This is a genomic window from Sporomusa sp. GT1 (assembly GCF_014634905.1).
GTDB classification, from domain to species: Bacteria; Bacillota; Negativicutes; order Sporomusales; family Sporomusaceae; genus Sporomusa; species Sporomusa sphaeroides.
Window position 1 is genome coordinate 707,721 of the sequence record NZ_BMBX01000001.1, and the last position, 14,749, is coordinate 722,469.

The 14,749-nt window shown below is 46.3% G+C and carries 13 protein-coding genes, 9 tRNA genes and 1 rRNA gene; 2 read left to right on the forward strand and 21 right to left on the reverse strand.

Translation table 11 applies throughout. The annotated features are described in order from the left end of the window. Window positions 1-44: 44 nt before the first annotated feature. The 9 genes from GT1_RS03535 to GT1_RS03575 form a co-directional block, all read right to left on the reverse strand. Entirely contained in the window at window positions 45-272 is a 228-nt protein-coding gene (locus GT1_RS03535; protein WP_188397426.1) for a hypothetical protein, read from the reverse strand. Window positions 273-308: 36 nt separating this feature from the next. Further along, window positions 309-1,889, reverse strand: a complete 1,581-nt coding sequence (locus GT1_RS03540; protein ID WP_188397428.1) for an L-lactate permease — start codon at window positions 1,887-1,889, stop codon at window positions 309-311. 144 nt (window positions 1,890-2,033) lie between these two features. Then, window positions 2,034-2,996, reverse strand: a complete 963-nt coding sequence (locus tag GT1_RS03545; RefSeq protein WP_075754208.1) for an oxalate oxidoreductase subunit beta — start codon at window positions 2,994-2,996, stop codon at window positions 2,034-2,036. Between the two features lie 16 nt (window positions 2,997-3,012). Continuing rightward, window positions 3,013-4,257: an oxalate oxidoreductase subunit alpha gene (locus GT1_RS03550; protein ID WP_075754206.1), complete on the reverse strand. Its 1,245-nt coding sequence runs from the start codon at window positions 4,255-4,257 to the stop codon at window positions 3,013-3,015. A gap of 12 nt (window positions 4,258-4,269) precedes the next feature. After that, window positions 4,270-4,560, reverse strand: a complete 291-nt coding sequence (locus tag GT1_RS03555) for a 4Fe-4S binding protein (RefSeq protein ID WP_188397430.1) — start codon at window positions 4,558-4,560, stop codon at window positions 4,270-4,272. Window positions 4,561-4,589: 29 nt separating this feature from the next. Beyond that, window positions 4,590-5,225, reverse strand: coding sequence for an oxalate oxidoreductase subunit delta (locus tag GT1_RS03560; RefSeq protein WP_188397432.1), 636 nt, complete (start codon window positions 5,223-5,225; stop codon window positions 4,590-4,592). Between the two features lie 94 nt (window positions 5,226-5,319). Then, window positions 5,320-7,434 (reverse strand): CDC48 family AAA ATPase, encoded by a 2,115-nt coding sequence (locus tag GT1_RS03565; RefSeq protein ID WP_188397434.1) that lies wholly within the window; start codon window positions 7,432-7,434, stop codon window positions 5,320-5,322. A gap of 267 nt (window positions 7,435-7,701) precedes the next feature. Beyond that, window positions 7,702-8,421 (reverse strand): response regulator, encoded by a 720-nt coding sequence (locus GT1_RS03570; protein WP_188397436.1) that lies wholly within the window; start codon window positions 8,419-8,421, stop codon window positions 7,702-7,704. A gap of 24 nt (window positions 8,422-8,445) precedes the next feature. Beyond that, window positions 8,446-10,344 (reverse strand): ATP-binding protein, encoded by a 1,899-nt coding sequence (locus tag GT1_RS03575; protein ID WP_188397438.1) that lies wholly within the window; start codon window positions 10,342-10,344, stop codon window positions 8,446-8,448. Window positions 10,345-10,492: 148 nt separating this feature from the next. Between GT1_RS03575 and GT1_RS03580 the strand changes: the two genes are divergently transcribed. Together GT1_RS03580 and GT1_RS03585 are read left to right on the forward strand one after the other, a co-directional pair. After that, entirely contained in the window at window positions 10,493-10,669 is a 177-nt protein-coding gene (locus GT1_RS03580) for a hypothetical protein (protein ID WP_188397440.1), read from the forward strand. A gap of 193 nt (window positions 10,670-10,862) precedes the next feature. Further along, window positions 10,863-11,465, forward strand: a complete 603-nt coding sequence (locus GT1_RS03585; protein ID WP_188397442.1) for a carbonic anhydrase — start codon at window positions 10,863-10,865, stop codon at window positions 11,463-11,465. A 52-nt stretch (window positions 11,466-11,517) separates the two neighbouring features. Here GT1_RS03585 and GT1_RS03590 read toward each other — a convergent pair whose 3' ends face one another. The 12 genes from GT1_RS03590 to GT1_RS03645 all read right to left on the reverse strand — a co-directional run. Beyond that, window positions 11,518-11,826 carry a hypothetical protein gene (locus tag GT1_RS03590; RefSeq protein WP_188397444.1) on the reverse strand — a complete coding sequence of 103 codons (309 nt, stop codon included), beginning with the start codon at window positions 11,824-11,826 and terminating at the stop codon, window positions 11,518-11,520. Window positions 11,827-11,922: 96 nt separating this feature from the next. Continuing rightward, complete coding sequence (locus tag GT1_RS03595) at window positions 11,923-12,825, reverse strand: sulfite exporter TauE/SafE family protein (protein ID WP_188397445.1); 903 nt, start codon at window positions 12,823-12,825, stop codon at window positions 11,923-11,925. A gap of 257 nt (window positions 12,826-13,082) precedes the next feature. Continuing rightward, window positions 13,083-13,171: transfer RNA gene (locus GT1_RS03600), tRNA-Leu, on the reverse strand. A gap of 90 nt (window positions 13,172-13,261) precedes the next feature. Next, window positions 13,262-13,336 (reverse strand) — tRNA-Cys (locus GT1_RS03605). Window positions 13,337-13,444: 108 nt separating this feature from the next. After that, window positions 13,445-13,519 (reverse strand) — tRNA-Gly (locus tag GT1_RS03610). 5 nt (window positions 13,520-13,524) lie between these two features. Next, window positions 13,525-13,600: transfer RNA gene (locus tag GT1_RS03615), tRNA-Phe, on the reverse strand. A gap of 4 nt (window positions 13,601-13,604) precedes the next feature. Next, window positions 13,605-13,681, reverse strand: a tRNA-Asp gene (locus tag GT1_RS03620). A 104-nt stretch (window positions 13,682-13,785) separates the two neighbouring features. After that, window positions 13,786-13,861, reverse strand: a tRNA-Val gene (locus tag GT1_RS03625). Between the two features lie 8 nt (window positions 13,862-13,869). Further along, window positions 13,870-13,944, reverse strand: a tRNA-Glu gene (locus GT1_RS03630). Window positions 13,945-13,949: 5 nt separating this feature from the next. Then, window positions 13,950-14,025, reverse strand: a tRNA-Lys gene (locus GT1_RS03635). A 3-nt stretch (window positions 14,026-14,028) separates the two neighbouring features. Further along, a tRNA-Gln gene (locus GT1_RS03640) sits at window positions 14,029-14,104 on the reverse strand. A gap of 105 nt (window positions 14,105-14,209) precedes the next feature. After that, a 23S ribosomal RNA gene (locus GT1_RS03645) occupies window positions 14,210-14,749 on the reverse strand; the annotation flags it as partial.

Here is a 14,749-nt window from a genome sequence, read left to right on the forward strand (position 1 = left end):
TTTAAAATGGGAAAATGCCGCAAAAAACGGCATTTTCCTGCTATCTACTTTTTGGTGACCAGGGGAACCAGACAGGCCAAAGTGAATATCACATACGACAAACCAACCAGTGCGCTGTTACTGCTGATGCCGCCTTCGTAGGATAGATAAAAGCCCAGCCAAAAGCCCCAGAAGGCTGCATTCATCAGCGGAGCACGATATTTTTTCCGCCATGATACCGGCGGAATGGCGATATTAGGGTTGGTATTCGGCGCAGGATTTGTTGTACTCATTACAATACCTCCTTTGTATTTCGCAAATTTATTGACCTAGGGAAGATCTTTAAATAGCATGTAGGCAAATATCCAGGCATTGATGCCCACAAGCAGCGAAATGAGTATGCAATAAGGTATTGTCCGGTTCATTACTTCGCTTTCGCGACCGTCCAGACCAACAGTTGCTGAACCGATCAGTACTTTTGAAGGAGCAATAGAGCAGCCTACCGAACCGCCGACAGACTGCACGGCACATGTGATAACCGAGCTGATCCCCAGCACCTTGGCAGTCTCATATTGCAAAGCGCCAAACATAACATTAGAGTTGGTGTTGCTGCCGGTAAGAAATGCTCCCAGCACCCCGATAAACGGCGAGAATATGGGGAACAGAGCGCCTGTCGAGTTAGCTATCCCTTGTGCCAGCAGGCTGGTCATTCCGGTATCGTTCATGATTAAAGCCATCATAACCATGGTAGTTATGCCAATACTGGTGGGAACACATTGGGAAATAGTAGCCTGAAGAGCTCCGCCAAAGGCACCCGGTTTCCACTTGCCTGCCGCCTTGAAAATCAGGAAGGCACAAAAGGCGGCAAATAGCAAGAGCGGTGCCGGATGAGAAAAAATGTTAATTTTTGAATACATTTTTTCGGCTTTTATAGCGTAACCGGCAGCGGTCGTCATTGCCGGATAGTTGAGACCCCAGGTAAAGGAAGAGAAAATTTGCGCAATTGATTTAATCTGCGTCATGATACATAAGGCAATTAAAATATAATAGGGGGAGAACGCCAGGTTAAATCCCATATACGGTGCTGCGTCCTCCTGCTGAGTACCGTCAGCTTCGTGACGATAGATGGTTTTTGCCAATATAGCCATCGTTCCACAACCCAACAGTGCCGGAATTAAAGTAGCCAGCTGGGCTGCCCCCAGCTTGTTCATGACCCAGCACATGAAAGCCATTACCGTACCTGTTATCAGCACCGCCGGCATGCCTCTTTTCACAGCGGGGAAACCGCCGTAAATATGGCAAACAGCAAGCCCTGTGGCATAAATAGGCACAGCAAACAAAATGGCCATCCAGGGACCGATAACCTCCCCGGGAATCTTAGTTGCCAGCTGGATGGTATAATAGGACGAACCCATGGAGCCAAAGCTAATTGACCACGAGTGTCCGACCAGACAGGTAGCAGCCGCAACAGCCGGCTTAAAACCCATAACCAGCATAATGGGAGCAACAACTGCAACCGGTACGCCAAAGCCGGCAATACCCTGCATAAAGCTGGCAAAACACCATGACATCAGTAAACATTGCAATAATTTTTCTTCCGTTACTTTGATCATAGTGTCGCCAATTACTTTGATGGCACCATTCTTCTCCACAAAGTTATAGAGAAAAACCGCCCCCCAGATGATTAAGAGCACATACAGCGACATCGCCATCCCTTTACTATTGGCCAAAGCCAGCAGACGCAGGTCGCCGCCAAAGGCTAAGAGGCCAATGGCAACTGCCGTGAACCAGGAGACGGCTCCTGATTTTGGCGCACCCCAGTTAAATAGTAAAATGGTGGAAAGCAAGACTAAAATCGGTAGGAAAGCTAGTATCCAGTTCGTAAAGGTTAAGGCAACCCCCTTATCCATACAACCGAGCCTCCTTCCAGAATCCTTCGCCAATTATGTGAGCCACGGCAACATACATTACTAAGTCCCTGGTTCCTTTTGTTCATGAAGGAACCAGGGACTAGCATGTTCATGCCATTGCTATCATATATTTATTAAGCTAGCTTACTTAGCAGGCGGAAGCGGAACTTCCATGCCAAGCATTTTTGCGCGGTTATTGACGAAGTTTTGAATTTCGGCCACATGCTCAGGCTGCAGATGGGCGAAACGTTTTTGGGTTTGGAGATACTCGTCAACCGGCCGGAGTTTCTTCGGCATAGCGCCAAACTTCTTATTTGCCCAATCGCCATTTTCAACTTCATACAGGTTCCACATGCCAGTCTCAATAGCCAATTTGGCAATTTCAATAGTGCGCTCAGCCGGGAAGCTCCAGCCTTTAGGACAGGGAACATGCAAATGAATAAACGCCGGACCATCTTGAGCAAGACCTTTGCGCACCTTGTTCATGAGGTCAATCGGATGGGCAATGGAAGCCGTTGCACCATACTTAAGGTATGGATGGCCACCGGCGCAGAATATCGGCATCGGGTCTTTCATGTGATGCTTTTTCGCTTCAGGTATTGCCGGGCCAGCCGGAGTGAACATGGTGGTAGCACCATAAGGAGTGGACGGCGAAACCTGAATGCCAGTGTTGGCATAAGACTCATTATCATACATTACGCAGAGAACTTTATGCCCGCGATAGAACATAGCAGACATGGCCTGAAGACCAATGTCGGAACAACCGCCGTCACCGGCCATGACGATGATGTTAGGATATTCGTCCTGAATCTTCCCCTTTTTAATCATCATCCGGAAAGCTTCGGCAATACCGGAGGCAACCGCGCCACCGTTAGTGATTTGCGCATGAGTCCAGGGCACAGCCCAGGGACCACAGGCATAACTGGTGTTTGCCACATACATACAACCAGTTGGGCCAATGAAGATTGTATTTTTTCCGGCAGCTTTGGCTACCAGACGATAACCAAGAGCCGGACCGCAACCAGCACATGTACGGTGACCAGGAACATACGTGTCCACTAGGTCAGTAGTACGTGCAATTGATTTTACTAATTCAGCAACTGCCATCGTTTACTCCTCCTTATTATTTACTGGGGGCAGCTTCAGTTTTAGCAGCATTAATCTGGGAAGCGCCTTCATGATAATCATTGAAGTTAACCCAAGTACCGCCCTGAATAATTTTGCCGGCTGCCAGCGTCTGCTTCATCATTTCAGCCATAGCAAAGAATTCTTCATGGGTAATGGTCTCGCCGCCCAAACCGGAGGTAAAGCTTTGAATAAGCGGTTTGCCCGGAACTTCGGACATAGCTGCTTTTACTTCTGTTGAGAGAACGCCACCGGCGCAAGGTGCACCATAGGAAGTACCGGTATCAACAACACCAGCCACCTTGAATTTAGGAAGAATTTGCGCAAGAGCCTCATCCGGGAACGGACGGAACCAGCGAAGTCTGCACAAACCAACTTTATAGCCGGCTTCACGGAGATATTTGATGGCACTGCGACAGGTTATAGCATGAGCACCTTGCAGCACAAATACCATGTCAGCATCGTCTGTCATATATTCTTCAACAAACGGAGCATAGGTACGGCCAAATACTTTAGCGAATTCTTCGGTTACTTCCACGATTTTCTCTTTTACTTTGGTCATGACGATATGGCGGTCCCATTCAAGGGGAGGTCCCATTTCCGGCTCAATTTGCGGCCCCATAATTACAGGATTCTTAACATCAAGACGGAATTTGGGATTAAATTTAGGCAGGAATTTATCCACTTGCGCTTGATCAGGCATTTCATAATCCTGAGCAATGTGAGTTACGAAGTAGCCATCCATAGCTACGATTTGCGGCAGCATAACATCAGGATCTTCACCAATCCGGAAATACATTAAGCTATTGTCTAAGGATTCCTGAGCGTCCTCAGCCCAGCCATAAATCCAGCCGTTATCCCGGAGGGTTAAGCAGTCTGTATGCTCGGAACCGAAGTCACCGGGAGGATCCAGGGTGCGGTCGCCGACCAGCGCCTGAATCGGACAGCGGCTGCCGGCAATGGGGGAATAGGTTTCAAAAGCATAGGTAACACCCACACCGGAGCTTCCGGTAGTAGCACGGGCACCGGCCATGGATGCGCCGTGAGCAATACTGAACTGGGCGTGTTCACCTTCGCCGTGGACCATTTCACACTGCATAGTGCCGGCGGCAATCCGTTTTGCCAATTCGGCCATAACGGCTGTATACGGACGGATAGGATAGGATGCTGAAACATCAATATCAGCAAGCTGCCAAGCATCTGCAACCGCAGTTAAACCTGTACCTCTTTTCTTAATCGGCATCTTATTCACTCCTTATTCGTCAAAATCAAGTTCAGGCACCCGGCTAATAGCCCCTACCGGGCAAACATTGCTGCAAATACCGCAGCCCTTGCAATACTTGAGATTAAAGCTAACCCCGTCGTCTTCGGCAAAATTAACACAGGCATCAGGACAGTAAATATAACAGGTTTTGCATTCGGTACATTGACCTTTATCAACTACCGGGCGGAGAAACCGCCAGTTACCGGTGATCATACCCTCGTTTTCTGTCTGAGGGGAAGGAACAATAGCCGCAAAGGGCACTTGTTTATAAACTTTTGCCATGTTTACACCTCCTTAAAAATTTACCAGTCTTACAAGGCAACTACTTGAACAGCGTCCCAGCCTTGCTGTACCGCCTTTTTGTTTTCAGCAATTTTAAGCAGGGTTTCTAATTTAACGATACCGCTGGCTTTAGCAACAGCAGCTGCCATAGCAGCACCAACGCCGGCGCCAATCTTGGTATCATCAATACAGCCTTCGGTACCATCGAAGGTATGGAATACGCCAGCGCCCAGAGCATCAGCGTCAATGGCGGCAACAGCTTTTACCCTGCTGACATTTTCTTTTGGCGACAACCATTTAATTAAATTGTTAATGTCGCGTTTGGTATTAATTACAACAACACAGCCCTCTTTACAGCCTTTTAATACATCGTTGCCTTTAACCAAAGTTTCTTCGGCCAGCACAACAATATCGGGACGGTAATTCTCATACTCATAAAAGGTCTCAATAGGCTCAGGACTAAGGCGTGCATAACTCTTAACCGGAACACCAATCCGGTCAGGCAGGTCGACATAATTGTCAAAGAACTGGTGATACTTACCTTCCAGGCTACCTGCTTTAGCAAGCAAAGTAGCAGTGTCACGGGCTTCCTTGGCCAAGGTTACACCCCTCGTCCACACAGTAACTTCCTGCATCTTGGCGTCAACAGCAACTGCCAGTGTCATTGTCTCTCCCCCTTTTACTCTTTGAACTTAATAGGTGACCGTCAGGACCGGGATACCGTTCTTTGATCATCACCCCCATAAGCAATCCATGCCATTATTTAATTATTTGTCGCAGACCATTGCCAAAATCCTGACTTGTTACCAGGTAATTGCCAGATAGCTTGGCTTGGTTCTGCATGCTACTAACTGCTCTTTTTAAAGCCAGCATCGAAGCGTGTTTGCAAACAGCCTCAATATCGGAGCCTGTGGCTCCCTCGGTCGCTGCCGCTAAAACGGCTATATCAACATCGCCGGCTAAGGGCAGCTTGCTTGCATGAATTTTGAATATATCACAGCGCTCCTGTTTTTCCGGCAGCGGCAGTTCCAAAATAAAATCAAATCTGCCTGGCCGCATAAGCGCGGGATCTACCATATCAGGCCGGTTGGTAGCCGCTATCACGATAACATTGGCATTATCCATCAGACTGTCCATTTCCAATAATAATTGGCTTACCAAGCGGTCGGCACCGCTTCTGTCCGAAACGGCCCGCACAGGTGCTAAGGCATCAATTTCATCAAAGAAAAGTAAGCAGGGAGCAATTTGCTTTGCCCGTTTAAAGATCAGCCTGAGTCCCTTTTCCGCTTCCCCGAACCACCGTGAATTAAGGGTAGCGGCATCCACCGCGATGAAATGTGCCTCACTTGAGCCGGCCAGCGCTCTGACTAAGAGCGTCTTGCCTGTTCCCGGTTTGCCGGTAAGCAATATGCCTCTTGCCATGGCATACCGCGCTTCTTTGAACAATTCCGGATTTTGCATAGGCAGCTCCACCAGTGACCGTAATTTATCTTTGATATCTTCCAAACCACCGACCTGTTCCCACTTGGTATTAGGCCGGTCGGAAAAAAATTCTCTGGTGGCCGTTGGCTCAACTTCCCGAAATGCGTTATAGAAATCATCCATGCTAATCTTTAAACCAGCCAAGTCCTCTTCAGATATACCGGACATAAAGTCGATTTGCGGCAACAGGCGCCTTACGGCATTCATCCCGGCTTCTTTACACAAAATAGCTAAATCGGCGCCGACAAAACCATGCGTTATCTGAGCAAGTTTTTCCAGGTCAATATTTGAATCGGTTGTCATATCCCGTGTATGAATTTTCAATATTCGTAATCTTCCAGGCCTATCTGGCGGATTGATTGACAGTTCACGATCAAAGCGTCCTGGCCGCCTGAGCGCCGGATCTACCATGTCGGGAACATTAGTGGCTCCGATTACGATGACCTGGCCCCGGTTTTTTAAACCATCCATTAGCGCCAGGAGCTGAGCTACCACCCGCTTTTCAACATCGCCGATCACATCGGTACGTTTGGGAGCAATGGCATCAATCTCATCGATAAAAATGATGGCCGGTGCCCGGCGTTGTGCTGTTTCAAACATTTCCCGCAGGCGGGCTTCACTTTCCCCGTAAAACTTATTAATAATTTCCGGGCCGTTAACATGCAGGAATGCGGCATTGGTTTCGCTGGCTACCGCCCGGGCCATCAGTGTCTTACCCGTGCCCGGCGGACCGTAAAGCAACACTCCTTTAGGAGCATCAACACCAAGGTGGCGAAAGATTTCCGGGTATTTAAGCGGCAGTTCGATCATTTCCCGCACACGCTGCAGTTCTTTGTCCAAACCGCCTACATCTTCGTATGACGCCCGGAACTTCCGGTCTTCTGTTGCATCCTCCCGGGTAACTTTAAGCTTTGTACCGGTATTAATGATTACCGGGCCTTGGGGATTTGTTCCGAGAACGGTAAAAAACTGATTTTGTGCCCCCGCCAAACGCACTTTCACTTTGTCGCCGATAAGCACCGGCAACCCGTTTAACATGCGCTCCAAATGCTGAATGTCCTGAGCATCGCTAAAATCTACGCTGACATCAAGCGGACTTAAGACTACGGTTTGGGCCGGTTGCCGCACTGCCTTTTTCAGGGTAACCCGCTCATCAATGCCGACTCCGGCATTTTCACGAATGATGGATTCCAGCTGTGCCAGGTTTTTATTCCGAAACTGGGTGAAACAGGGAACTACTTTTGCTACCGTTGTTTTTCTGCCCTGAATTTCTACTATGTCACCAATAATAACTTCAAGTTTATCCATTTCGTCATTGTCGATACGGACATATCCCTGACCAACATCTTCCGGCATAGCATCTGCTACTCTAAAGGATAGGGTAATGGCCATGTCTGCTTATCCTCCTCTAGATAGTTGTCAGTGGAAGCTTCTTACAGTTCTTATTATAATGACCTGTTTGTCTTTTTACCACTATATGGTAAATAATGATACTTTTGTAACTAAAATTCATCATACAAGCGGCTCAGCGTTGTGTGATGGGCATCCGCGCCGGACCCTGTGTCGGCGCCTTCTGTTAAATATATAAAAGAGTCAGTGCAGCAAGCTTTTACCTGTTGCTGCACTGACTCTTTTATATAAATTCTGGTATGGGTTCAGTTAATCGTTAACAGAAAATGCATCATCTTTCATGTACTTATGCAGCGGCCTGCCTACAGGCCCATAAGATAAAATCCCCTTCAAACATCGACTTTCACACAGATAATTTAAATAACGCCGTACCGTGACTCTGGAAATGCCGGCAAGTTTGGAAATATCGGCAACACTGAAATATCCGGTCTGCTTTTCAATAATTGCTAAAACTAAATCTAACGTAGCTTTGTCCAACCCTTTGGGAATATTCTCTTTTACATCTTCTAAATCGTTTACACCTCTTTCTTTAGACGTATTGCCCTTTAAGATATCAACATCTCTTTGCGACATGTTCTGGATATTATTTATTTTGCGAATATATTCCTGATAGTTTTTTAACGCTTTTTTAAAACGCTGGAAAGTAAAGGGCTTGATGATATAATCAATAGCACCATACTGTATCCCTTGCTGAATGGTTTCTGAGTTATGGGCAGCTGTTACCAGAATAACATCGGTATTGATACCGGTTGCTCTAACCCGCCGCAGTAAATCCAGCCCATTCAAACCGGGCATGTAGACATCAAGAATGACTATTTGCGGTTTTACCCGGGCAATAAGGTCAAACCCGGTTTTCCCGTCACAGGCCTGGCCTACTAACTTAAATCCCTTTATTTGATTGATATACTGTCGGTGAAGTTCCAGTACCATTGGGTCGTCTTCCAAAATAACAACATCAATGGCCATCATTCTGCCTCCCTTTAACTTCAAGGTTCATCTTTCTCGAATTGGTATTTTCACACTGAAGATGCTCCCCTGGTTTTCTTGAGATTGAATAGCTATTTTGCCTCCACTCATAGCTACTTCCTTCTTGACAAGGTATAAACCGACACCACGGCTTCCCCGTTTAGTCGAAAAGCCCCGCTGATATATCTTTCTTTTATACAGTTCAGGAATGCCGCAGCCACGATCACTCACTTTTATGTTTAAATGCCGCTTTCCCTGGTAAACATATACATCAATTACTTTACGTTCACTCGGCACTCCATCCACCGCATCAATGGCATTACTAATCAGATTGCCTAATACAGTTACCATAGCCAGACTGCTGAAGGTTGGCGGCAAAGCTTCAAGCTTACTGCGTGCATGCAGGCGCAGGGAAATCCCCTGTTCGGTCGATTGACTGATTTTTCCGATAATTAAACCGGCAGTAGCCTGATCCTTAATACGTTTGACAATAAAGCTAACAAACTCTTGCTGGTTTTTATACATTAAAGTAATAAGCTCTGACACTTTCTCATATTGTTTCATTTGGACAAGCCCGGAGATTGCATGCAATTTATTGGCAAACTCATGAGATTGGGCTCGCATCGAATCAAGCAGGCTTTTCAGTCCGATGATTTCTTCCGCCAACACCTTAACTTCTTCTTTATCACGAAAGGTAGCCAAAGCCCCTATTACTTCACCTGCGACAATTATCGGAATCCTGTTGGTGATGATAACCTTATCCCCAACCTCCTGCTCCTGATCATACTCTGCCTGCATGGTTTTAATCACAGTCGGCAGCCTTGAATTAGGCAGAACATCTATAATGTGTTTGCCAATAAGATCGGTGTTTATGTTTAGCAGCCGTTCGGCTTCATTATTTACGATATTGATGTAGCCGTCAGTATTTATTGCAATAACGCCTTCCCGCATACACTGCATAATGGCACGTTTTTGCTCTAAGAGCACAGTTACTTCATGGACTTGCTGCTTTAGTTTTGTGTCAGCATCGCCATACAACCGGGCATTGTACACAGCAATAGAGGCATGATTGGCAAAAGTCGCAAACAAAGTATGCTCAATCGGAGTAAATTTATGATCTGTGCGAAAGCCGATTACCACTATGCCGATTAAAGAATCCTGAAAATACAGCCTGACGGCTTTTACGCTGCAAAGCTGCTCATTTTGCAGCACAGTAATCAGGCGTTCCGACAACGCTTCACCTGGTTTTATTTCTATAACTTTCGGGGTGTCCGTGTCCAATACAGTTTCAGAAATAAGAATTGGTGAATTAGGCTGATACCAGGCGGTAGCAATAGGTGCGTTCCATTTGCTTCCTTTTCCTGTCAGGAGAATACTGCCGCAATCGGCTTTAAATAAACGCATGGCACTGGAGACAATGAAATCCAGTACATCATTAAGATGCATCGAGGATGTCATACAGGCAGTAATTTCGTTAATCGTCCTAAGTTGCTCAAATTGCCTAAAAACAGTATCTTCATAAAGAACAAAAAAGTATTCGGTTAAGTACACCCTAACCCTGTCCAGCAAAGAGTCAAACTCACGCCGGAATATATTGAGTCTGGGTAAATCGTTCTTTAAACATAATGACATGGTGTCTTTAACCGTTTTTTCATAGTGCTCAAGGAAAGCCATTAGCTCCGGCAAGCGAAAACCTTGCTCCAGCCTAATTTTGCTTATCCAAGTGACATGAACCTTAAGCGGCGCAAATGTGTCATCCTGCAACGACTGGATCATAGCGGCCGTTAGTTTGGCAATATCCTGTGCCAGCCGCTTGGTCGGAAGCTTGAGATAGGAAAGCGGCTGTCCTTCGCTTTCCAGCTCACTTAAAGTGCCTATATTAATTTCATATTTAAGACTTTCAAGTACAAGTGCCAGTGAGTTCATAACAAATCACCCTGCATTTACTTTACTTTACTTATTAATCTTTCTTATTGTTTGATTGACTGATAACCTACCATTACTTATTATATAATCAAAATACAGTATTTACCATATGTTTTTTGTAAATAAAAGCCGTAGGAGGATAAGATTTATGTTAAAAGACAAGCCTACTATGCCGAATTCTCCTGCCAATACCCCATTGTCCGGTGTCGATCCTGCTCATGCGGCCACCAATCGCTCCAGCCTGTCAGTAAAACAGAGAATTATTAAAGAGTTACGAGCTTTGGTGCAGAGTTTTATTGAATACGCAAAGAAAGTGGAACTCTAGTCAGGCTAAGGGCCAACTCCATATATGCCATTGTCTAAACAACAAGATCCAGTCCGCTATCAGTATTTTGCTTCACTGCTAAAAATACTGATAGCGTTATTTTACGTATTCCGGAAACCTCCTAAAATCCTACTTGCAGAAGCTGAAGTCTCTGCGCGGGTTAAATGTCACAAAGAGAGAGGAGAAGATGTTTATGGATGCATTTCATGCTCTGGAAAAGCTCCTCCACGGGAACAGGAGATATGTTACAGAGCGTTATGCCAAAACCGATGTGGGCTTGCAGCGCCGCTCTCAACTGGTAACCTATCAGGACCCTTTTGCTGTCATCCTCGGTTGCTCTGATTCCCGTATTCCCCCGGAAATAATTTTTGACCAAGGGCTCGGCGATTTGTTTGTGGTGCGAACCGCAGGTCAGGTAGTAGCCGATGTTGTATTAGGCAGTATTGAGTACGCCGTAGAACATCTCAACGTCCGGCTGGTAGTAGTTTTAGGACACGGAGACTGCGGAGCAGTTAAAGCTGCAATAAACAATAGTCTTTGCCTAAACCATATTGAAACCATCAAACAAGCTATCCAGCCTGCCGTGCAAAAAGCCAGTACACAATCTGGCGAACTATTGACAAACACGATTAAAGCAAATGTTGAATTTGGGGTGTGGAAATTGAAAACATCCAGCCCAATACTGCAAAGAGCCCTTACTAAAAAGGGGCTGCACATCATTGGTGCCATCAAAGATCTGCATACAGGCAGCGTTGATTTCGATATAGTCGGTAGTAATGATTTCAACGGGTCCTAATTACCATTATAAAAGACTTCACAAAAATTCTGCGAAGTCTTTTATATTTATTTTATGATCCTGAATCATAAAACTCATTAACATCCATATTCATCCACTGATAATAAACAGCATATTCAGCTAAACTTTCCTGCTCATCGGCCTGCCTGGGTGAACTCAACTTAGTCTGTGCTTCCTCGAGGGTAGTAATATTGCCACGCATAGCAAAAGTACCATAGGACATGCCATCCAGAAATACATGAAACAGAGTTGTTCCGTATTGAGTTCCTTGCCCTTGGCCCTCATAAATAATTTTTGCCAGGGAGCCTGTTGGAGCTTTAACCGCTTCTAGAACCATCATACCCTTTTCTAGCTTTGTCATCGCCTGTATCCCCCTTTATCTTCGTTACCCCTATTATATAATGACAGGCAATTATTTTCTATTTTTGTAAATAAAGTAAACAAGCTGAATCTAAAATCAGCCATTAAGCTTCCTGACTACATCGTAGACAATTAATAACAGACCACCTATTAATACTCCGGCAAAATATTTCCTTGTATCGCGCACATTAACCCGTTTAGCAAGTCTAACTCCGGCATTCACCCCGGCTATTGAGCCAAAAAACATAAAAATTACCAACAATACATTGACATGACCAGCCTGGAGGTGCCGAAACATTCCATAGGCGCTCGCTAACAATACCTGTAACGTACTTGTCCCTACAGCAATGCGGGTAGGCACTCCCAAAAGATAAATCATCAGCGGCAGACTGACAAAACCGCCGCCGATACCCAACAGTCCTGTTAGACAGCCAACAACAAAACTTAAGCCGGTAGGTACCCAAAAACTTAGACGTGGTATCGCTGCTTGTTCAAAGCACATAAACGGCGGAAGTGAGCATTGATGAAGCAGCTTGCAACAACCGGTATCCGGTTCATCAATTCCGCTTTTATTACTTTGGTAAACCTCCCTGAGCATAAAACCGGCAACACAAGCCATCAGTAGAAAAAAACAGGTATTAATTAACAGATCCATAAACTCCATCGAATATCCGGCAAACTCAATGGTTCCTCTCATGCTGATAACGTGCAGTAAGCGAACACCACACTCAGTCCCGGCTAAGCTGCCTACTATTGTAACCGAGCCTAGTTTCAAATCAAGATTTTGCTGCCGCCAATGGTTATAAACCGAAAGCATTGACGTCGCCGTTATTTGCAGCAAACTGCTGCCGATGGCAACCGGATAGGATAGATCAAAAATAATCCGTAGCACAGGTGTCAGCAAAAATCCGCCACCGATACCAAACAAGCCGGTTATAATCCCAATCCCAAAGCCAAGCACGATTAAACCAAACCACCACATGATATTATCTATAACCATACACTCACCTACCATCCCTATAGTCTGGCAAATAAGATATAGACTGGTTTGCCAAAAACTTGTCACTCGCTTACACCTGGTGGGTATAGCTCCTCTTATAAAAGATTGGAGGCGCAGAGCGGGTTAGTCATTGGAGAAACAACTCTATGGTCATTGTAGCACTTATTCTCCTATATGTCGTTATTTTCCAGGCAAAATCAAAAACAAAAAAAGACTCCGCAAAAATGCGAAGTCTCATAAGACGATTTACATAGAATTGGTGCCGAGGACCGGAATCGAACCGGTACGGAAATTTCTTTCCGACGGATTTTAAGTCCGTTGCGTCTGCCAGTTCCGCCACCCCGGCATAAATAACCCTTGGTTTGATGAATTTCCATAAAACCATCTAAACCAAGTTAGCTTGAATTTGCAATATTGCAAACAATGATTAAGAAATTGGAGGCGACACCCAGATTTGAACTGGGGAATAGAGGTTTTGCAGACCTCTGCCTTACCACTTGGCTATGTCGCCATAAGCAGCGAACCCTGTTTTTGCAAGCCGCAGGCGAAGCAAGAACATGTGTGAGTTGCTTAGTTCCCAAGCGTAGCGCGGAACTTCCTCTACGTATGGAACAGGAATTGGAGCGGAAAACGAGATTCGAACTCGCGACCCTCGCCTTGGCAAGGCGATGCTCTACCGCTGAGCTACTTCCGCTTAAATGGTGCCTCAGGGCAGAATCGAACTGCCGACACGAGGATTTTCAGTCCTCTGCTCTACCGACTGAGCTACCGAGGCAAAATGGCGACCCTGAACGGATTTGAACCGTCGATCTCCGCCGTGACAGGGCGGCATGTTAGACCGCTACACCACAGGGCCGCGTATTAGATGATGTTCTTCGCTTTCGCTCAGAACTAAGCGACTCACTCAAGTTCTAGCGTCGCTAACGCTCCTAATAACTTGGTTCGCTGCTTATCTGCTTATGGTGGGCGATGACAGGATCGAACTGCCGACATCCTGCTTGTAAGGCAGGCGCTCTCCCGGCTGAGCTAATCGCCCAAATTAGATGGTGACCCGTAAGGGAATCGAACCCTTGATACCGCCGTGAAAGGGCGGTGTCTTAACCGCTTGACCAACGGGCCATGAATGGTGACCCACCCGCGACTCGAACGCGGGACACCCTGATTAAAAGTCAGGTGCTCTACCGACTGAGCTAGTGGGTCAAATGGCAGGGGCGGCTGGACTCGAACCAACGCATGACGGAGTCAAAGTCCGTTGCCTTACCGACTTGGCTACGCCCCTATTAATAGGTGAACATCTCGTGAGAGTATGTTCCCTAAAAACTTCACAGAAGATAAGCAGTTGCGCATTAGGTTTATTGATGTTTGCACTTGTGCGAACGAAATTTAAGTCAAGTCCTCGGCCTATTAGTACCAGTCAGCTGCATGGATTGCTCCACTTCCACATCTGGCCTATCTACCTTGTCGTCTACAAGGGGCCTTACTTCTTTCGAATGACAGACCTCATCTTAAGGCTGGTTTCACGCTTAGATGCTTTCAGCGTTTATCCTTTCCGAACGTAGCTACCCAGCTGTACTCCTGGCGGAATAACTGGTACACCATTGGTTCGTCCACTCCGGTCCTCTCGTACTAGGAGCAGTTCCCTTCAAGTCTCTTACGCCCGCGATGGATAGGGACCGAACTGTCTCACGACGTTCTGAACCCAGCTCACGTACCACTTTAATGGGCGAACAGCCCAACCCTTGGGACCTACTTCAGCCCCAGGATGTGATGAGCCGACATCGAGGTGCCAAACCTCCCCGTCGATATGGACTCTTGGGAGAGATTAGCCTGTTATCCCCAGGGTAGCTTTTATCCGTTGAGCGATGGCCCTTCCACTCGGTACCACCGGATCACTAAGCCCGACTTTCGTCCCTGCTCGACTTGT

What these genes read in the sequence shown, in the direction of transcription:
- GT1_RS03590 (WP_188397444.1), bottom strand. Translation starts at nt 11,826, where the DNA reads ATGACAAAGCTAGAAAAGGGTATGATGGTTCTAGAAGCGGTTAAAGCT.
- GT1_RS03595 (WP_188397445.1), bottom strand. Translation starts at nt 12,825, where the DNA reads ATGGTTATAGATAATATCATGTGGTGGTTTGGTTTAATCGTGCTTGGC.
- GT1_RS03540 (WP_188397428.1), bottom strand. Translation starts at nt 1,889, where the DNA reads ATGGATAAGGGGGTTGCCTTAACCTTTACGAACTGGATACTAGCTTTC.
- GT1_RS03580 (WP_188397440.1), top strand. Translation starts at nt 10,493, where the DNA reads ATGTTAAAAGACAAGCCTACTATGCCGAATTCTCCTGCCAATACCCCA.
- GT1_RS03565 (WP_188397434.1), bottom strand. Translation starts at nt 7,434, where the DNA reads ATGGCCATTACCCTATCCTTTAGAGTAGCAGATGCTATGCCGGAAGAT.
- GT1_RS03535 (WP_188397426.1), bottom strand. Translation starts at nt 272, where the DNA reads ATGAGTACAACAAATCCTGCGCCGAATACCAACCCTAATATCGCCATT.
- GT1_RS03560 (WP_188397432.1), bottom strand. Translation starts at nt 5,225, where the DNA reads ATGACACTGGCAGTTGCTGTTGACGCCAAGATGCAGGAAGTTACTGTG.
- GT1_RS03585 (WP_188397442.1), top strand. Translation starts at nt 10,863, where the DNA reads ATGGATGCATTTCATGCTCTGGAAAAGCTCCTCCACGGGAACAGGAGA.
- GT1_RS03550 (WP_075754206.1), bottom strand. Translation starts at nt 4,257, where the DNA reads ATGCCGATTAAGAAAAGAGGTACAGGTTTAACTGCGGTTGCAGATGCT.
- GT1_RS03570 (WP_188397436.1), bottom strand. Translation starts at nt 8,421, where the DNA reads ATGATGGCCATTGATGTTGTTATTTTGGAAGACGACCCAATGGTACTG.
- GT1_RS03555 (WP_188397430.1), bottom strand. Translation starts at nt 4,560, where the DNA reads ATGGCAAAAGTTTATAAACAAGTGCCCTTTGCGGCTATTGTTCCTTCC.
- GT1_RS03545 (WP_075754208.1), bottom strand. Translation starts at nt 2,996, where the DNA reads ATGGCAGTTGCTGAATTAGTAAAATCAATTGCACGTACTACTGACCTA.
- GT1_RS03575 (WP_188397438.1), bottom strand. Translation starts at nt 10,344, where the DNA reads ATGAACTCACTGGCACTTGTACTTGAAAGTCTTAAATATGAAATTAAT.